The organism is Stenotrophomonas sp. STEN056 (assembly GCF_056759635.1).
The window spans coordinates 34,464-51,807 of the sequence record NZ_JBRRDL010000006.1 but is presented as its reverse complement, the minus strand read 5'-3'; the positions used below and the strand labels follow the sequence as shown (position 1 = coordinate 51,807).

The following is a 17,344-nucleotide window of genomic DNA, read 5'->3' as shown; positions in this document are numbered from 1 at the left end:
ATGAACATCCGCATTCAACAACTGGGCAAGCGTTTCGGCGCGTTCGCCGCACTCGATGGTGTCAGCCTGGATATCCACAGCGGAGAGCTGCTGGCCTTGCTGGGGCCGTCCGGTTCGGGCAAAACCACTTTGCTGCGCGCCATTGCCGGGCTGGAACAACCTGAGCAGGGTCGCATTCTGTTTGATGGCGAAGATGCCACCGGCCTGAGCGTGCAGGCGCGCCGCGCGGGCTTCGTGTTCCAGCATTACGCCTTGTTCAAGCACCTGGACGTGCGCAGCAATATCGCCTTTGGTCTGGAAGTGCGGCGTGGTGCCGAGCGCTGGCCGAAGGCGCGTATCCAAGCGCGGGTCGAAGAACTGTTGTCGCTGGTGCAACTGGATGGATTGGGCGGGCGCTACCCGACGCAACTGTCCGGCGGTCAGCGTCAGCGCGTGGCATTGGCGCGCGCGTTAGCGATCGAGCCGCGCGTGCTGCTGCTGGATGAGCCGTTCGGTGCGTTGGACGCACAGGTGCGTCGCGATCTACGCCGCTGGTTGCGCGAGCTGCACGACCGCACCGGGTTGACCACGGTGTTCGTCACCCACGATCAGGAAGAGGCGCTGGAACTGGCCGACCGCGTCGCCATTCTCAACCGCGGCCGTATCGAACAGGTCGGCACGCCGGGCGAGGTGTATGACCAGCCGGCCTCGCCGTTCGTCTATGGCTTTGTCGGTGAGGCCAACCGGCTGCCGGCGCGGCTGCACGGTGAGTCGCTGGAGGTGGCGGGTGCGCATTGGCCGCGCAGCGGTGCGCTGCCGGAGGCCGTGGCGCTGGAGGTGTTCGTGCGGCCGGAGGATCTGGTCGTGGCAGCGGATGGCGACTGGCAGGCCACGGTCGGCACGGTGCAGCGCAGCGGCGCGCGGCAGCGCCTGCGCGCCCGGCTGGATGGGCTGGCGGCCGAGGTGGAGGTCGAGTTGCCGGCCGGCAGCCCGGCGTATGCCAGCGGTGAATCGATCCGCCTGGGCGCGCGCCGCTTCGGGATATTTGCTGCTGCAGGGAGCTGAATACGGCGAATGGGGACACGGGATGTTGCGCTGCAATATCATTGTGGTTAAAAATTCGTGAACCGGACGCTGTTCCGGTTCGCTTTCCCCCATTTCCTGGAGATTCGCATGATGCACAGCAAGCGCCTTGTCGCCGTTGCCTGCGCCGCCCTGTTGTCCGTTCCTTTTGCCGTCAGCGCCCAGGAGAGCGAGGAATCGACTTCGCCGTTCAGTGCCAGCTTCGGCGTGACCACCGACTACGTGTTCCGCGGTGTCTCGCAGACCGACAACGGCCCGGCGTTCCAGGCCGAGGCCACCTATACCGCCCCGTTCGGCCTGTACGTGGGGGTGTGGGGTTCCAATGTCGATTTCGGTGACGGTGGCCCGAACTTTGAAGTCGACTACAACATCGGCTGGAGCAAGGACCTGACCGACAGCTGGAACATCGACCTGGGCGTCAACCGCTACACCTACGAAGGCGCCTCCCGCGGCTACGGCGACATCGATTACAACGAATACCTGGCCAAGGTCACCTGGAGCGGCCCGGTCACCGTCAGTGGCCTGCTGGGCTACGCCAACGATTACAGCAACACCGGCGCCAAGCAGACCTACAGCGCCCTGGAAGCCAGCTACGACATCGGCGACAGCGGTTTCTCCATCGGCGCCTCGGCCGGTTACACCACCATCAAGGAAAAGGCCAACGAGTGGCCGCGCCGTGCGGACTACTACGACGGCTCGATCTCGGTGTCCAAGGCCTTCGGCCCGGCGACCGCCACGCTGGGTTACTACGACACCTTCGGTTCGGATGCTTCGCTGCTGCGTCGCGAATCGGACACCTACAAGCCGGGCGTGGTGTTCACCATTGCCGTTGACGTGCCCTGATCCAGGTGTGATGTGTAAAGAAAAAGGCGCCGCAGGGCGCCTTTTTCTTGTCCGGATTCTGTAGGAGCGGCCGTTCTCGGTAGGAGCGGCCTTGGCCGCGAGGCTGAGGATGCTGCCGGTCGCAAACAGGCCGGTTGTTTCGTGGGTGCGTGTTTCGCGGCCGAGGCCGCTCCCACGAGCGCTGCAGATGCACGAAAGGCGCCTTGCGGCGCCTTCCGTGCGTTACCTGTTGCCGATCCTTGCCGATGCTGGGATTTCATCCCAGCCTACGGCGAGTCGATCAGTTCCAGCTCAGCACGACCTTGCCGGCCTTGCCCTGTTCCATCAGGTCGAAACCTTCCTGGAAGCGATCCACCGGCAACTGGTGGGTCATCACCTTGCCCAGCGGGAAGCCGGACAGCACCAGCTGGGTCATCTTGTACCAGGTCTCGTACATCTTGCGGCCGTAGATGCCCTGCACGGTCAGGCCCTTGAAGATGATCTTGTCCCAGTCGCAACCGGCGCCCTTGGGCATGATGCCGAGCATGGCGATCTTGCCACCGTGGTACATGCAGTCGAGCATGTCGTTGAAGGCGCGCGGGTTGCCGCTCATTTCCAGGCCCACGTCGAAGCCTTCCATGTGCAGTTCGGCCATCACTTCCTTCAGCGACTGGTTGGCGACGTTGACCACGCGCGTGGCGCCCATGTCGGCGGCCAGCTTCAGGCGGAAATCATTGACGTCGGTGACCACCACGTTGCGTGCGCCGATGTGCTTGCAGATGCCGGCAGCGATGATGCCGATCGGGCCGGCGCCGGTGATCAGCACGTCCTCGCCGATCACGTCGAACTCCAGCGCGCAATGCGCGGCGTTGCCGTAGGGGTCGAAGAAGGCGGCCAGCTCGGACGGGATCTGGTCCGGGATCGGCCACAGGTTGCTGGCCGGCATCACCATGTATTCGGCAAACGCACCATTGACGTTGACGCCGATGCCGACGGTGTTCGGGCACAGGTGCGGGCGGCCGCCACGGCAGTTGCGGCAGTGGCCGCAGACGATATGGCCTTCGGCCGAAACGCGCTGGCCGATTTCATAGCCGGTCACGCCCGGGCCGATTTCGGCGATGCGGCCAACGAACTCGTGGCCGATGGTCAGGCCCGGCTTGATGGTGCGCTGGCTACACTCGTCCCACAGGTAGATGTGCAGGTCGGTGCCGCAGATGGCGGTCTTTTCCAGCTTGATCAGCACTTCGTTCGGGCCGGGCGTGGGCACCGGCACCTCTTCCATCCAGATGCCCTTGCTTGCTTCGCGCTTCACCAGCGCCTTCATCGTCTGTGCCATTGCAGGAAAACCGCAGTGTGAAAAAGAGCCGCAATTATATGCTTGCGGGCGTAACCGTCCCGTACTGACCGATGGCAGGGGAAGTGGGTGGTTCCAATCGTTACAATCGGCCGTTCCAACCTTTCGGAACTGCCTCATGCGCGTGAATTTGCTTGCGTTTTCCATCGTCGCCGGGCTGGGCCTGGCCCAGGCTGCCCAGGCCGCTGAAGGCATGTGGGTGCCGCAGCAGCTGCCGGAGATCGCCGGCCCGCTGAAGCAGGCCGGCCTGAAGCTTGACCCGCAGCAGCTGGCCAACCTCACCGGCGACCCGATGGGCGCAGTGGTCGCGCTGGGTGGCTGCACCGCCAGCTTCGTCTCGCCGCAGGGCCTGGTGGTGACCAACCACCACTGCGCCTATGGCTCGATCCAGCTGAACTCCACGGCCGAGAACAACCTGATCAAGGACGGCTTCAACGCGCCGACCTTCAAGGACGAACTGAGCGCCGGCCCGAACGCCCGCATCTACGTGCTGGACGACATCACCGACGTCACCGCGCAGGCCAAGGCCGCCATCGCCGGCGCCGGCAACGACCCGCTCAAACGCACCCAGGCGCTGGAAGCCTTCGAGAAGCAGGCCATCGCCCAGTGCGAAGCCGATGACGCCTACAGCTGCACGCTGTACAGCTTCTCCGGTGGCAACACCTACCGCCTGTTCAAGAACATGGAAATCAAGGACGTGCGCCTGGCCTATGCGCCCCCGGGCAGCGTCGGCAAGTTCGGCGGTGACATCGACAACTGGATGTGGCCGCGCCACACCGGCGATTTCTCCTTCTACCGCGCCTACGTCGGCAAGGACGGCAAGCCGGCCGCATTTGCTGCCGACAACGTGCCGTACCAGCCCAAGCATTGGCTGAAGCTGGCCAACCAGCCGCTGGGCGAGGGTGATTTCGTGATGGTGGCCGGTTACCCGGGCCGTACTGACCGCTACGCGCTGGTCAGCGAGTTCGAGAACACCGCCAACTGGACCTACCCGTCCATCGCCAAGGCCTACAAGGACCAGATTGCGCTGGTCGAGGCCGCCAGCAAGGACAACCAGGACATCGCGGTGAAGTACGCCGCCAACATGGCCGGCTGGAACAACACCAGCAAGAACTACGACGGCCAGCTGGACGGCTTCAAGCGCAATGGCGTTCTTGCCCACAAGCAGCGCGAAGAAACCGCCGTGCTGGAATGGCTGCGCGGCCAGGGCGCCGCCGGCAAGCCGGCGCTGGACGCGTTCGCACAGCTGCAGGCGCTGGGCCAGCAGTCGCGTGCCAACCAGGCCCGTGACCTGAACCTGGCCATGCTCAACCGCACCGGCACGCTGGGCACCGCCGTGCGCCTGTACCGCCTGGCCATCGAAAAGGCCAAGCCGGACGCGCAGCGCGAAGAGGGCTACCAGGAACGCGACCTGCCGGCCATCGAAGGCGGCCTGAAGCAGATGGACCGCCGCTACGTGGCGGCGATGGACCGCCAGTTCCAGCAGTACTGGCTGCAGCAGTACGTGCAGTTGCCGGCCGGCCAGCACCTGTCCGCGTTCGACAAGTGGATCGGCGGCAGCGACGCTGCGGCGGTCGAAGACACCGTTGCGCGTCTGGACGGCTCCAAGCTGGGCAACCTGGACGAACGCCTGAAGTGGCTCAACGCCGACAAGGCCGCGTTCGAGGCCAGCAATGACCCGGCCATCCAGTACGCGGTGGCGGTGATGCCGGCGCTGCTGGAACTGGAACACCAGCGCAAGCTGCGCACGGGCGAGGAACTGGTGGCACGCCCGCTGTTCCTGCAGGCCATTGCCGACTACAAGAAGACCCAGGGCGAGTTCGTTTACCCGGACGCAAACCTGTCGCTGCGCATCACCTTCGGCAACGTGAAGGGTTACACCGGCCTGGACGGCAAGGTGCAGCCGGCCTTCACCGACCTGGAAGGCATCGTCGCCAAGGAAACCGGCGCTGATCCGTTCGATTCGCCGAAGGCGCTGATCGACGCGGTCAAGGCCAAGCGTTACGGCGGCCTGGAAGATTCGCGCATCGGCAGCGTGCCGGTGAACTTCCTGTCGGACCTGGACATCACCGGCGGCAACTCCGGTTCGCCGGTGCTGGACGCACACGGCCGCCTGGTCGGCCTGGCGTTTGACGGCATCTGGGAATCGGTCGCCAGCAACTGGGTGTTCGACCCGGTGATGACCCGCATGATCTCGGTGGACGAGCGCTACATGCGCTGGATCATGCAGGAAGTGGCACCGGCGCCGCAGCTGCTGAAGGAAATGGACGCCGCCTCGAAGTAACTTCGAGCAGCGGTTCAAACAAAAGCCCGGGCAGGAAACTGCCCGGGCTTTTTCGTGTGCGGGCAACCGTGTCGTCGCTGATGCCACGGTTGAACCGCCCCCGGTAGGAGCGGCCTTGGCCGCGAAGCCCGTGGTGCTTCAAATCGAGGGCATGCCTGTCATTTCGTTGCTGCGGATTTCGCGGCCAAGGCCGCTCCTGCAGCCGGGCAGGCGAACTCAGCGGTACGGCCCCGGCCCGCGCCAGAGCAGTTCGCCGTAGCGATAGACATACATCACGATGACGAACTGCCGGGCATCGCCAATGTCCTGCAGTTCCGGTGAGCCGGCCTGCAGCATGCGGCACTTGCTGGAACCCCGGCGCAGGGCGACTTCGGCCGGGCAGACCATCAGGTAGGTGGTGCCCGGCAGCGGAATCGAGAGCTCCTTCTTGCCGTTGACCTCCTTGGCCCCGGCCATCCAGGCGCGCAGTTTCTCCTCGCTGAGCAGGTCATAGATGATCTGATAGCCACCCACTTCCATCGCTGGCTCGCCGCCGCTGCGGTCGATCATCCGGCCGCTCTGGTTGCCCTGTCCGGTGGAGCGCCCGCTGTCGTCCGGATTGGCCGGCCTTTCCAGCATGCCGGGCGGGCGTCCGGTCCAGGTCTGCGGACGCCGCGTCGCGCTGCCGGATGGCGCAGCCGCAGGCGCCGGCGTGGGTTCGGCCTGTGCTTGTTCGGCGGGCTGGCTTTGTTCCTGCTCGGGGGCGGGCGGCGGCTCGATGTAGCGGGCCTCCGGCACTGGCTTGCGGGCCTCGCTGCGGCGCGGGGTCTGCGTCGTGTTCTGCGTGCGGGGCGTCTGGCGCGGTTTGGGTTGTGCCGGTTTCTGCACTGGCTGCGGCGGCGCGGCGGCGTCACCGACGAAATCCACCTTGACCCGGCCGCCACCGGACGCGCCGTCCGGCGTGGAAACCACCGGCGGCCGGGAATGCAGCAACAGCAACAGCATCAACAGATGCAGCAACGCACTGACCAGCGCCGCGGCCCAGCGGTTGCGGGGTTCGTTCCAGAACCTGGGATTTGGCTGCTTCGGAGAAGTAGGGGAGCTGCTCATGCCGCGTCGGGGGCGTGGAGGTTGCTGGCCCTCGTGCGGAACTCACACCGTGCCACCGATAGGGAAGGGGCATGGTAACGCCTCTTCCTGACCTGCAACCGTGCCATCGGTGCTGTTGTTGCCCATGGCAGGGCCAACTGCGGCAACAAACTGTTCCGTCATGTGGCGGCGGGCGCGGATCCGTATCGAAGGTAACCGTGGGCGGCTTTGGTGCACGGCCGGGCTATGATGCGCCTCCCGCCGCATTCACCTGGCGGGCCCCACACAACAATGGAACTTGCTGCATGCGCATCCTGCTTGCCCGTCACGGCGAAACGCCGTGGAACGCCGAAGGCCGCTACCAGGGCCAGATCGACATTCCCCTTTCGCCGGTGGGCGAAGCCCAGGCCAAGGCCCTGGGCGAGCGGCTGGCCGATGTGCAGATCACCCGCGCCGTCGCCTCGCCGCTGAGCCGCGCCCAGGCCACCGCCAAGGCGGCACTGGGCAGCGCCCGTGCAGCGATGCTGCTGACCGAGCCGGACCTGCAGGAAATCGCCCACGGTGAGTGGGAAGGCCTGCTCGCCAGCGAGATCAACGACAAAGACCCGGCCCGCCTGCGCGCCTGGCGCGAGGAACCCGATACCGTGCTGATGCCCGGCGGCGAGTCGCTGCGCCAGGTGCTGGACCGCAGCTGGCGCGGCCTGACCAAGGCCGCTGAAGGCCTGGGCGAGGACGACACCCTGCTGGTGGTCGCGCATGACGCGGTCAACCGCGTGATCCTGTGCAGGATTCTGGGCCTGCCGATTGCCAAGCTGTGGACCTTCCGCCAGGCCCCGACCACGCTCAACCTGCTTGAAGGCCCGGACGTGGAGCACCTGGAAGTGGTGCGCCTGAACGACTGTGCCCACCACACCCCGTTCTTCGGTGAAGCCAAGCACCGCGCGCTGTAACCCGCTTGGCTCGCTCCCTTGCGCATCGCGCGGGGGAGGGTTGGGGAGGGGTAGAGGCGCTACCGATAAAACCCTGCCGAGCCACGCTCGGCACTACGCCACCTCCTTTGCCGTAGGCAAGGGGAGGGCTGGGGAGGGGTTGGCTTTACCGCGTCTGATTTTGCTGTGGCGTCGCGGTTTACACCGCGCCTACAACCCCGGGCTGGTGGCTTGCTGGTGAAGCCCCTGCCGAGCATGGCCCGGCACTACGCTCCCGGCCCTGACATGCCGGGAAGCTTGGCGGGCGGGCGAAGCCGCCGCTGTATCATGTGCGCCTTCCCCGCGCGCAACGCGCTGCCGGCCGGCTTGGCCAGCATCCTGATCCAGAGAGCACTCGCATGTCTTCCGCACGTCCCGCCACGCTTGAACAGTGGCTTGCCCATATCGATCAACAGCACCCGCAATCCATCGCGATGGGGCTTGAGCGCGTGCGTGAAGTCGCCGCGCGCATGCAACTGGGGCAGCCGGGTGAGCGCAGCATCGTGGTCGGCGGCACCAATGGCAAAGGCTCGACGGTTGCCTTCATCGAATCCATCGCGCGTGCTTCCGGTTGGAAGGTGGGCGCCTACACCTCGCCGCACCTGCTGCGTTACAACGAGCGCGCACGCATCAATGGCGTCGATGCCGATGACGCCACGCTGGTGGCCGGTTTCAACGCCGTGGAGGACGCGCGTGGCGACACGCCGCTGACCTATTTTGAATACGGCACGCTGTGCGCGCTGTGGGTGTTCCAGCAGGCCGGCCTGGATCTGGCCGTGCTTGAAGTCGGGCTGGGCGGGCGGCTGGATGCGGTCAACATCATTGATGCCGATGTCTCGGTGATCACCACCGTGGATATTGACCACGCCGATTGGCTGGGCAGTGACCGTGAAGCCATTGGTGCGGAGAAGGCCGGCATCATCCGCGGCTGGAAGCCGGTGATCCTGGGCGAGATTGACCCGCCGTCGAGCGTGCTGCGTCGTGCCTATGTGCTGGGTGCCAATGCCATCCGCGGTGGCAGCGATTTCTTTGCCGAGGCCATCGACGCCGAACACTGGGCCTGGCGCGATGTGTCCTTCCGTATCGAGTTGCCGCAGCCGGCGCTGTGGGCGCCGATCCAGCGTACCAACGCTGCTGCTGCCATCGCCGCGCTGCGCGCGCTGGACAAGCCGGTGCCGCGCGACGCCTGGGCAAAGGGCGTGGCTGAAGCGCAGATCGCCGGGCGCCTGCAGCGTTTCCAGCGCAATGGCATTGAGGTGCTGGTCGATGTCGGCCACAACCCGCAGGCCGCCACGGCCCTGGCAGCAGCGTTGAGCGCAAGGCCGGCTGCCGGCCGCACCCTGGCGGTGTACGCGGCACTGGCCGACAAGGACGCCGCAGGCGTGGTGCAGGCACTGCAGGCCCAGGTCGATGCCTGGTACCTGGCCGGGCTGGAAGGCGTGCGTGGCCAGACCGCCCAGCAGCTGCGTGCGCGCCTGCAGGACAGCACGGCTGCCACCGCCGAATTGGCCGACAGCGTTGCTGCCGCGCTGGATGCCGCACTGGCGCAGGCCCGCGAGGGCGACCGGGTGCTGGTGTTCGGCTCATTCCATACCGTGGCCGAAGCGCTGCCGGTGCTTCGTTCAGCTGGCTGAGAACGCAGGCCGGACACCACGCATATAATCGCCAAGGCATTCCGCCGCGCCGCTCATACGCCATCTGTGGATACTCCTCTGAAACAGCGACTGATTGGTGCCATCGTTCTGGTGGCGTTGGCCGTGATCTTCCTGCCCATGCTGGTCAAGGGGCCGGCACCGGACAGCGGTACGCAGGACGTGCCGTTGACCGCGCCCGCCGCCCCTGGCGATGGCCAGTTTGAAACCCGTGAACTGCCGCTGGTGGCGCCGTCGGCCTCGGCTGCGGGCGCGCTTGGCATGCCGGCTGCACAGCCGGACGCGCCGGCCACTGCGCCTGCGCAATCGGGCAGCGCTCTGCCGCCGTCGGCGGCTGCCGGCAACTACGCGGTCAATTTTGGCGCCTATGCCAGCGAGGCCGATGCCGACGCGGTGATCGCCCATCTGAAGAAATCCAGCCTGCCGGGCTTCCGCCAGGCCGACACCATCAACGGCCGCCCGGCCTGGCGCGTGCGCATTGGCCCATACGCGGACCGCGCGCAGGCCGAGCTGGTGCGCCTGGAAGCGGGCAAGGTGCGCAACGACGTGAACGCGCAGGTGGTGGTGCTCGACGCCAGTGCCGAAGCGCCGGCCGCCGTTGCCACAACCCCGGCGGCCAGCACCGCCACGGCCGCGCCGAGCACCGCGCCGGTGCGCACCGAGGCATTGCCGCCGGAACCGGCCAGGCCGGTTGCCGCGACGCCCAAGCCTGAAGCACCCAAGCCCACGCCCAAGCCCGAGGCGCCCAAGCCCGAGGCGCCCAAGCCGGTTGCCGCCACGCCGCCACCTGCGGCCAAGCCGGAAGTGCGCACGCCTGCGGCTCCGGCTGCCAGCAACGTCGGCTTTGCCGTGCAACTGGGGGCATTCGGCCAGGCCGCCGATGCCAACGCCTTGCGTGACCGCGCCCGTGCGGCCGGTTTCAGCGCCTTTGTCGAGCAGGTGCGTACAGACAACGGCACGCTCAACCGCGTGCGTGTCGGGCCGGTGGCCAACCGTGCCGAGGCCGAGCAGCTCAAGGCCCAGGTCGCGGCCAAGGTTGGCATCGCCGGCATGGTTCGCCCGCATCCCTGATGCAGCCCGAACCCCTTGCTGTAAGCCACGGCGTGCCGGCCTGTCCGATGGGGGCGTGCCGTGGTTGATGTGGTGCTGCTGGCGATCATCGGCCTTTCGGCGCTGTTCGGCCTGATCCGGGGCCTGTTGGCCACCGTGCTGGGGGTCGCGTCCTGGCTGGTGGCCGGCTGGAGTGCCTTCAACTTTGGTGAACAGGCGGCCCAGATGCTGGCCGCCGGCCTGGCGCCGTCGCCGGGCGAGTACATCGGTGGCTACGTGCTGGTGTTCATCGGCGCCCTTCTGGCCATGACACTTGTCAGCTGGATGCTGCGGGGCGTGGTGAATTCGACCGTGCTGCTGAAAGGCCCTGACCGCCTGCTGGGGCTTTGTCTGGGCGCGCTGCGCGGCGTGCTGCTGGCGGTACTGGCTGTTCTGCTGATGGGTTTTACCTCGATGGCCGAGGAGCCCTCCTGGCGTCAATCGGCCGTGCTGCCGTGGCTGCAGCCGTCGGTCGATTGGCTGCGGAGCAAATTGCCCCAGCCCCCGCCGTTGCCCGAGTTGCCGGGAATGGCGCTGATGGACTTGGGCAAGTCGGTGCTCACAGGCGATAATGCGGCACCGAACGAAGCAGACGCGGGCGATGGATGGCCGCCGACGGGCGTGGATGCCGGATCAGCCAATGATCCGCAGCCGCACCCGGATGCAGGCCCATCCGCGGACCCGACGAGGGCGTTGCCCTCCAATATCGATCCGGCGCAGGTGCGCCAGGATCAACCCGATCCCAACCGGGTCGAGGTACGCGGCCAGGCACGGCCACCTTCACGTTAACCGGGCGCCTGCGCCCAGCGGAGATCGCGCAACATGTGTGGCATCGTCGGAATCGTCGGCAACCAGAACGTCGCCGGGCAGCTTTATGACGGCCTGACCGTCCTCCAGCATCGCGGCCAGGATGCCGCGGGCATCGCCACCGCCAATGGCACGCGTCTGCGTGTCGAGAAGGCCAACGGGCTGGTGCGTGATGTGTTTGATGAGCGCCGCATGGCGCTGCTGCAGGGGCGCATCGGCATTGCCCATGTGCGCTACCCGACCGCAGGTTCGGAAGGCACCGACGAGGCGCAGCCGTTCTACGTCAACTCGCCTTACGGCATTGCGCTGGCGCACAACGGCAACCTGATCAACACCGAGTCGCTGCGCCGCCAGGTGTTCGAGGCCGATCGCCGCAACATCAATACCGATTCGGACAGCGAAGTGCTGTTGAACGTGTTTGCCTACGAGCTGGACGCGCAGCGCATGCTCACCCCGGAAGCAGCGATCCGCGCCGTGGCCGGCGTGCACCGCCGCTGCAAGGGTGGCTATGCGGTGGTCAGCGTGGTGCTGGGCCTGGGCCTGGTGGCGTTCCGCGACCCGCACGGCATCCGTCCGCTGGTGCTGGGCAAGCGCAGCCATGTGGAAGGTGACGAGTACATCGTTGCGTCGGAGTCGGTGGCGCTGGATGTGCTCGGTTTCGAGCGCGTGCGCGATGTCGCCCCGGGCGAAGCGGTGGTGATCACCGAGCGCGGCGAGCTGTTCACCGAAGTGTGCGCGGCCAATACCCAGCAGACCCCGTGCATCTTCGAATACGTGTACTTCGCGCGCCCGGATTCGATGATGGACAACGTGTCGGTGCACAAGGCGCGCATGCGCATGGGCCAGAAGCTGGGCGAGAAGATCCTGCGCCTGCGCCCGGACCACGACATCGACACCATCATCCCGATCCCGGACACCTCGCGCGATGCCGCGCTGGAGATGTCCAACGTGCTGGGCGTGAAATACCGCGAAGGCTTCGTCAAGAACCGCTACGTCGGCCGCACCTTCATCATGCCGGGCCAGGGCGAGCGCCAGAAGTCGGTGCGCCGCAAGCTCAACCCCATCCACCTGGAATTCCGCAACCGCGTGGTGCTGCTGGTGGACGACTCCATCGTGCGTGGCACCACCAGCCAGCAGATCGTGCAGATGGCGCGCGACGCCGGTGCGCGCAAGGTCTACCTGGCCAGCGCGGCGCCGCCGGTGCGTTACCCCAACATCTACGGCATCGACATGCCGGCCGCCGAAGAACTGGTCGCCCACAACCGCAGCGTCGAGGAAATTGAAGCGCACCTGGGCTGCGACTGGCTGGTCTATCAGGACCTGGAAGACCTGGAAACGGCGGTGCGCGAAGGCAACCCGGAGTTGAAGGAGTTTGATTCGTCCTGCTTCAACGGCAAGTACGTGACCGGCATCGAGCCGGGTTACTTCGAGCGTATCCAGCAACTGCGCTCGGACGAAGCCAAGAAGCTGCGCCGCGCTTGAGATCCTGATGCCCCTCTCCCCTTGTGGGAGAGGGGTTGGGGAGAGGGGAGGCAACGAAACCGTGATGCGCAAGTGCCCATGACATTCCAACAAGCACACACGACTGCCGACATGCAGTTCCGGCATCACGAAGGAAGTGACTTCTCCCTGCTCGACGCCGCCTGCATCTGCATGGCCGCGTCCGATCCGCTTGAAAAAGTCGCACTGACCCAGCACTACGCCGCACGCTACCGCGCCGGCACATTGAAGGTACCGGCGCAGGCGCTCGATCCCGAGCCCATCCGCACCCCTGGCCGCCCCGCACAGCTGGTGCTGGTGCACCCGCGTGATCTGGTGCGGCGTGGTTTCGGTTCACCGGAAGGGCGCGCGGCCTTCATCCATGCCATCGCGCACATTGAATTGAACGCCATCGACCTGGCCTGGGATGCGGTGTACCGCTTCCGGGGACTGCCGGGCAGCTTCTACGCCGACTGGGTGAGTTGCGCCGATGACGAATCGCGGCACTTCATGCTGCTGCGCGAACGGCTGCTGGCGCACGGCCACGACTATGCCGATTTCCCCGCACATAACGGCCTGTGGGAAATGTGCGAGAAGACCGCGCACGATGGTTTGGCGCGCATGGGTCTGGTGCCGCGCGTGCTGGAAGCGCGCGGTCTGGATGTCACTCCGGCGATGATCACCAAGCTGCGTTCACTCGGCGATGAAACCACAGCCGACGTACTGGAAGTGATCCTGCGCGAAGAAGTCGCGCATGTCGCGGCCGGCTCACGTTGGTACCGCTGGTACTGCGCGCGTGCAGGTGTCGAGCCGCGTACACGCTTCAAGGAACTGCTGCACGAGTACGCCCACGGCTACCTGCGCGGCCCGTTCAACGTCGAAGCGCGCCTGCTGGCCGGCTTTGACGATGACGAACTGGCCAACCTGGTTGAACAAGCCGGCTGAGTAACACGGCGCACCCTGCGGCCCGTAGGCTGGGATGAAATCCCAGCAAACCTTCCCGGACAAACCACGCCTTCTATCCGTAACCCGCGCGCACTGCGCTTACCCGGGCTGCCACACTCCGGCTGCGTGCTGAACACGCCCGGCGACCGCGCCCCGGTCCGATTGACGCGCCCGGCAAGGCATCCGACCATCGGCGCGACCACACAGGGAGTGTCCGCCATGCTGCGTTGCCTGACCGTTGTGTTTGCGCTGTCCCCGTTGCTTGCCGTTGCCCAGAACCCCGCTGACGAACGCACGGTCGAACAGGCCAGTGAACTGGTGCCGTTGTGCCGGCAGGAAGTCGAAGCGCGGTATGTGGCCAGGGATATCCCCACCTATCAATGGCGCGCGTCGTATCACGATCGCGGCAACACGTTGTACGTGGAGGCTTTCATTCGTGCGGGCGGGGAGGATGTCAGCGTGGCCTGTCGCATCGCCCGCGGCGCGCGTGAGCGCTACATCACCGTGGACATTGCCGACCCGCGGCTGTGACCGGCAACAGGCGCCTCTCACGGCAGGTACAAGCGCAGATGGGCACAATTCACCGGCAAACAACGAGGAGCGTTTCATGAAACAGATGTACATCGGCTTGGCATTGGTGGCCGCACTGGCGGGCTGCAGGCAGCAGGCGCCGGCGGCGCCGGAAGCGGAAACCGCGCCGGTCGTGTCCGAGCAGGCTCCGGTTGCCGCAGCGGAGGAATTCCCGGCAACCCTGCAGGCCTCCGGTACGGAGCCGTTCTGGGGCGTGCGTGTGGAAGGCGGAAAACTGTCGTACACCACGCCGGAAACCATGGACGCGCCGCGCCTGTTCGAGGGCGTGCGTGACATGAAGGACGGTGTGCTGAAGGTGGCAGGCGGCGAGGGTGATGCCGCGTTCGCGCTGACCATCAAGCGCGGCGAATGCTCCGATGGCATGTCCGACCTGAGCCATCCGTTCAGTGCCGAATTCGTACTCGGCAAGGACACCTTCAAGGGCTGTGCACGCGACCCGGCGGTGCCGGTGGAAGCGCCGTAAGGGCGACACAGGCACAACGACGATCAGCCCTCCCTTTCGCACCGCGAAGGGGAGGGTTTGAAAGGGGCAGCCCTTCGTAACGAAACGAGCAGCGCTGCGTCAGCCCCGACGTGGATGCACTCTCGATGCGCCTGTGCCGAGCGCGGCTCGGCACTATGTGTCGCTGCGTTGCTTACAGCGCTTCCAGACGGAAGCCATCCGCGTCCACGCGCAGCACCGAGCCCTGTTCGTACCAGTCGCCCAGCACGATGCGGGTACAGGTACGTTCACCGGCCTGTACGGTGTGGATGGCCGGGCGATGGGTGTGGCCGTGGATCATCGTGTCCACGCCATAGCGCTGGAAGGTGGCGGTCACCTCGGCCGGTGCCACATCGGTGACGGTCTCGAACTGGCCGCGGTTTTCCTGCTTCATTTCCGACTGGTGCGCCTGGCTGGCGGCGCGTGCCTTCTGCGCGAAGGCGATGCGTGCTTCCAGTGGCTGCGACAGGAACTGGGCAATGAAGGCCGGGTCGCGGGTCTGCGCACGGAATGCCTGGTAGGCGACATCATCGGTGCACAACAGGTCGCCGTGCTGCAGCATCACCGGCTTGCCGTACAGCTCGATCACCGCCGGGTCGGGCAGGATGCGCATGCCGGCACGTGCGGCGTAATCGTTGCCCAGCAGGAAGTCGCGGTTGCCACGGATGAAGTACACCGGCACGCCGCTCTCATGCAGTTCGCGCAGGGCAGTGGCAACGGCATCGGCGGCACTGGAAGGAGTGTCATCACCGATCCAGGCTTCAAACAGGTCACCCAGGATGTACAGCGCCTCGGCCTGGGGCGCGTCCTCACGCAGGAAGCGCAGGAACAGTTCGGTGATGGCTGGACGGCTGGGGTCCAGGTGCAGATCGGAGATGAACAACGTGGTCATGCCCCGCATTGTAGGGCCAGATCACAGGGGCAGTGGCCACAACTGCAGTGAGGCGGTGCCGAGCAGCAGGCCAATGCCGGTGGCGGCCAGCACATCGCTGGGGTAATGCAGGCCCAGCACCACCCGCGACAGCGCCACACCCACGGTGAACGGCACCAGCAGCGGCGCCAGCCACGGGTAGTACGCAAGGGCCACGACGGTGAAGGACACCGCGTGCAGCGTATGCCCGGAGGGGAAGCTGTATTCGTCCAGCGGCGCCACCCAGGCACGGATGCGCAGGTCGGCGGCGAACGGACGGGGGCGCCGGGTCCAGCGCTTGAGCAGCTTGTACATCGTCAATGCGACAACGCCGGTGGCGGCCATGTGCACCGAAGCCTGCAGGCCGTCCAGGCCATCGGCCAGCACCAGTGCACCCATCAGCACGTACCAGAACACGCCGTCGCCGAGCCGGCTCAGGGTCGAGAACACGATGCGGATGCCGCGACGGCGGCCGTAGCGGTTGGCGCGACGGCACCAGTGTGCTTCGCGGGCGGCGATACCTTCAGGCGGCAGCTGTGGCATGGGCGTGTCTCCGGCGGGCCAGTTCGTCGAGCAGGGCTTCAAATTCGGCAACGACCTGTTCCGGGTGCAGCCGCTGCATTGCCCGGCTGGCATTGGCACCCAGCGTGGTGCGCATTTCTTCGTCGTTGGCCAGTTGCACGGCCGCGGCAATGAAGTTCTCGTCGGTTTCCACGGCAACTCCGTTGTGGCCGCTGTGCAGATGTTCGCGTGCGGCGCCGTAGTTGAAGGCAACCGTTGCCAAGCCGCTGGCCATCGATTCCAGGGTGACGTTGCCAAAGGTCTCGCTGCGGCTGGGGAACAGGAACAGGTCGCCGCTGGCGAAGTGGCGGGCCAGGGCATCACCGCGCTGGACACCGCAGAAGATGAAGTCCGGATTCTCGTAGGCCAGCTTCTCGCGCTGCGGGCCGTCGCCAACCCAGACAAAGCGTGCCTTCGGCCGCACCTGCTGGATGCGGCGGAAGGCCTTCACGGCCAGGCCGAGGTTCTTTTCCGGGGCAATGCGGCCAACGTGGATCACCGCCAGCCCGGCGCCTTCGATCCCCCATTCCGCGCGCAGGGCCGGATCACGACGACACGGGTCGAACTGGCTGGCATCGACGGCGCGCGCCAGTTGTCGCGCACGGGCAAAACCGTTCTCCCGGAGGAAGTCACGCAACTCCGCGGTAGGCACCAGGGTGGCGTCGGCCTGGTTGTGGAAGCGGCGCATCCAGCCCAACGCAGCTGCCTGCAGCCATGCGGCGCCGTAGTCGGGCAGGTATTCGTCAAAGCGCGTGTGCAGCCCGGAGGCCACCGGAATGCCGAGCCGGCGGGCGCTGCGCATCGCCGACCAGCCCAGCGGGCCTTCGGTGGCGATGTAGATGGCATCGGGTCGGTGCTGTTGCCAATGACGGGTGAGCAGCAGCGGGGCCGGCAGGCCGAAGCGCAGGCCGGGATAGCGGGGCAGGGCGGCGCCGCGTACCAGTACTTCATGCTCGGCGGTGCTGTCCTGCGCCTGGCGCGGCCGTATCAGTTCCACGTCGTGACCGCGCCGGCGCAATCCTTGTTCCAGGCTCTGGACGGTCAAGGCAACGCCATTGACCTCCGGCGGATAGGTCTCGGTGACAAGGGCGTAGCGCATGGCAGCCTCCCGGTTTTCCCGCAGAATGCGCGTGCGTCATGGCGGCAATGTGTCGGGAATGTTCCGGTTGGATGACGGGCGCGGGATTGCCCGTCTTCTGCAGGAACCAGCGTCCGCCCTTCCATTGAACCGGCGGCCAAGGCAGGACGGTGAAGTGCAGGTCCCCGAGCGG

At 66.3% G+C, this 17,344-nt stretch carries 16 protein-coding genes; 11 read left to right on the top strand and 5 right to left on the bottom strand.

Features of this window, described 5'->3' with window-relative positions:
* Both ACVOLO_RS05370 and ACVOLO_RS05365 read left to right on the top strand, forming a co-directional pair.
* A complete protein-coding gene (locus ACVOLO_RS05370) occupies positions 1–1,044 on the top strand; it encodes a sulfate/molybdate ABC transporter ATP-binding protein (RefSeq protein ID WP_481569247.1) in 1,044 nt (347 codons plus the stop codon).
* A 108-nt stretch (positions 1,045–1,152) separates the two neighbouring features.
* Positions 1,153–1,905, top strand: a complete 753-nt coding sequence (locus ACVOLO_RS05365) for a TorF family putative porin (protein WP_481569246.1) — start codon at positions 1,153–1,155, stop codon at positions 1,903–1,905.
* Between the two features lie 280 nt (positions 1,906–2,185).
* Here ACVOLO_RS05365 and tdh read toward each other — a convergent pair whose 3' ends face one another.
* Positions 2,186–3,220 (bottom strand): L-threonine 3-dehydrogenase, encoded by a 1,035-nt coding sequence (gene tdh / locus ACVOLO_RS05360; RefSeq protein ID WP_481569245.1) that lies wholly within the window; start codon positions 3,218–3,220, stop codon positions 2,186–2,188.
* Between the two features lie 136 nt (positions 3,221–3,356).
* On the opposite strand from tdh, the gene ACVOLO_RS05355 reads away from it, so the two are divergent.
* Positions 3,357–5,522 (top strand): S46 family peptidase, encoded by a 2,166-nt coding sequence (locus ACVOLO_RS05355; protein WP_481569244.1) that lies wholly within the window; start codon positions 3,357–3,359, stop codon positions 5,520–5,522.
* A gap of 216 nt (positions 5,523–5,738) precedes the next feature.
* Here the strand turns inward: ACVOLO_RS05355 and ACVOLO_RS05350 are convergent, their stop codons facing one another.
* Positions 5,739–6,611: a type II toxin-antitoxin system RelE/ParE family toxin gene (locus tag ACVOLO_RS05350; RefSeq protein WP_481569243.1), complete on the bottom strand. Its 873-nt coding sequence runs from the start codon at positions 6,609–6,611 to the stop codon at positions 5,739–5,741.
* A 284-nt stretch (positions 6,612–6,895) separates the two neighbouring features.
* Between ACVOLO_RS05350 and ACVOLO_RS05345 the strand changes: the two genes are divergently transcribed.
* The 8 genes from ACVOLO_RS05345 to ACVOLO_RS05310 all read left to right on the top strand — a co-directional run bounded on the left by ACVOLO_RS05345 (position 6,896) and on the right by ACVOLO_RS05310 (position 14,584).
* Complete coding sequence (locus tag ACVOLO_RS05345; protein WP_481569242.1) at positions 6,896–7,540, top strand: histidine phosphatase family protein; 645 nt, start codon at positions 6,896–6,898, stop codon at positions 7,538–7,540.
* A 377-nt stretch (positions 7,541–7,917) separates the two neighbouring features.
* The gene (gene folC, locus ACVOLO_RS05340; RefSeq protein WP_481569241.1) at positions 7,918–9,192 is read left to right on the top strand and encodes a bifunctional tetrahydrofolate synthase/dihydrofolate synthase; all 1,275 of its coding nucleotides are present in this window, start codon (positions 7,918–7,920) and stop codon (positions 9,190–9,192) included.
* A gap of 66 nt (positions 9,193–9,258) precedes the next feature.
* Complete coding sequence (locus tag ACVOLO_RS05335) at positions 9,259–10,281, top strand: SPOR domain-containing protein (protein WP_481569240.1); 1,023 nt, start codon at positions 9,259–9,261, stop codon at positions 10,279–10,281.
* A 60-nt stretch (positions 10,282–10,341) separates the two neighbouring features.
* Positions 10,342–11,088, top strand: a complete 747-nt coding sequence (locus tag ACVOLO_RS05330; RefSeq protein WP_481569239.1) for a CvpA family protein — start codon at positions 10,342–10,344, stop codon at positions 11,086–11,088.
* Between the two features lie 33 nt (positions 11,089–11,121).
* Positions 11,122–12,588 (top strand): amidophosphoribosyltransferase, encoded by a 1,467-nt coding sequence (purF, locus tag ACVOLO_RS05325; RefSeq protein WP_481569238.1) that lies wholly within the window; start codon positions 11,122–11,124, stop codon positions 12,586–12,588.
* A 111-nt stretch (positions 12,589–12,699) separates the two neighbouring features.
* Positions 12,700–13,530, top strand: a complete 831-nt coding sequence (locus tag ACVOLO_RS05320) for a ferritin-like domain-containing protein (RefSeq protein ID WP_481569346.1) — start codon at positions 12,700–12,702, stop codon at positions 13,528–13,530.
* A gap of 219 nt (positions 13,531–13,749) precedes the next feature.
* Positions 13,750–14,061 (top strand): hypothetical protein, encoded by a 312-nt coding sequence (locus ACVOLO_RS05315; RefSeq protein ID WP_481569237.1) that lies wholly within the window; start codon positions 13,750–13,752, stop codon positions 14,059–14,061.
* A 76-nt stretch (positions 14,062–14,137) separates the two neighbouring features.
* Positions 14,138–14,584 carry a COG3650 family protein gene (locus ACVOLO_RS05310; RefSeq protein WP_481569236.1) on the top strand — a complete coding sequence of 149 codons (447 nt, stop codon included), beginning with the start codon at positions 14,138–14,140 and terminating at the stop codon, positions 14,582–14,584.
* A 172-nt stretch (positions 14,585–14,756) separates the two neighbouring features.
* Here the strand turns inward: ACVOLO_RS05310 and lpxH are convergent, their stop codons facing one another.
* Genes lpxH through ACVOLO_RS05295 form a run of 3 tightly spaced genes read right to left on the bottom strand, consistent with a single transcriptional unit; the run spans position 14,757 to position 17,172 of the window.
* Complete coding sequence (gene lpxH / locus ACVOLO_RS05305) at positions 14,757–15,494, bottom strand: UDP-2,3-diacylglucosamine diphosphatase (RefSeq protein WP_481569235.1); 738 nt, start codon at positions 15,492–15,494, stop codon at positions 14,757–14,759.
* A 21-nt stretch (positions 15,495–15,515) separates the two neighbouring features.
* Positions 15,516–16,055 carry a phosphatase PAP2 family protein gene (locus tag ACVOLO_RS05300; protein ID WP_481569234.1) on the bottom strand — a complete coding sequence of 180 codons (540 nt, stop codon included), beginning with the start codon at positions 16,053–16,055 and terminating at the stop codon, positions 15,516–15,518.
* Positions 16,036–17,172: a glycosyltransferase family 4 protein gene (locus tag ACVOLO_RS05295; RefSeq protein WP_481569233.1), complete on the bottom strand. Its 1,137-nt coding sequence runs from the start codon at positions 17,170–17,172 to the stop codon at positions 16,036–16,038. The genes ACVOLO_RS05300 and ACVOLO_RS05295 overlap by 20 nt, the downstream gene beginning before the upstream one ends.
* Positions 17,173–17,344 lie beyond the last annotated feature (172 nt).

What these genes read in the sequence shown, in the direction of transcription:
- ACVOLO_RS05370 (WP_481569247.1), top strand. Translation starts at nt 1, where the DNA reads ATGAACATCCGCATTCAACAACTGGGCAAGCGTTTCGGCGCGTTCGCC.
- ACVOLO_RS05365 (WP_481569246.1), top strand. Translation starts at nt 1,153, where the DNA reads ATGATGCACAGCAAGCGCCTTGTCGCCGTTGCCTGCGCCGCCCTGTTG.
- tdh (WP_481569245.1), bottom strand. Translation starts at nt 3,220, where the DNA reads ATGGCACAGACGATGAAGGCGCTGGTGAAGCGCGAAGCAAGCAAGGGC.
- ACVOLO_RS05355 (WP_481569244.1), top strand. Translation starts at nt 3,357, where the DNA reads ATGCGCGTGAATTTGCTTGCGTTTTCCATCGTCGCCGGGCTGGGCCTG.
- ACVOLO_RS05350 (WP_481569243.1), bottom strand. Translation starts at nt 6,611, where the DNA reads ATGAGCAGCTCCCCTACTTCTCCGAAGCAGCCAAATCCCAGGTTCTGG.
- ACVOLO_RS05345 (WP_481569242.1), top strand. Translation starts at nt 6,896, where the DNA reads ATGCGCATCCTGCTTGCCCGTCACGGCGAAACGCCGTGGAACGCCGAA.
- folC (WP_481569241.1), top strand. Translation starts at nt 7,918, where the DNA reads ATGTCTTCCGCACGTCCCGCCACGCTTGAACAGTGGCTTGCCCATATC.
- purF (WP_481569238.1), top strand. Translation starts at nt 11,122, where the DNA reads ATGTGTGGCATCGTCGGAATCGTCGGCAACCAGAACGTCGCCGGGCAG.
- ACVOLO_RS05320 (WP_481569346.1), top strand. Translation starts at nt 12,700, where the DNA reads ATGCAGTTCCGGCATCACGAAGGAAGTGACTTCTCCCTGCTCGACGCC.
- ACVOLO_RS05315 (WP_481569237.1), top strand. Translation starts at nt 13,750, where the DNA reads ATGCTGCGTTGCCTGACCGTTGTGTTTGCGCTGTCCCCGTTGCTTGCC.
- ACVOLO_RS05310 (WP_481569236.1), top strand. Translation starts at nt 14,138, where the DNA reads ATGAAACAGATGTACATCGGCTTGGCATTGGTGGCCGCACTGGCGGGC.
- lpxH (WP_481569235.1), bottom strand. Translation starts at nt 15,494, where the DNA reads ATGACCACGTTGTTCATCTCCGATCTGCACCTGGACCCCAGCCGTCCA.
- ACVOLO_RS05300 (WP_481569234.1), bottom strand. Translation starts at nt 16,055, where the DNA reads ATGCCACAGCTGCCGCCTGAAGGTATCGCCGCCCGCGAAGCACACTGG.
- ACVOLO_RS05295 (WP_481569233.1), bottom strand. Translation starts at nt 17,172, where the DNA reads ATGCGCTACGCCCTTGTCACCGAGACCTATCCGCCGGAGGTCAATGGC.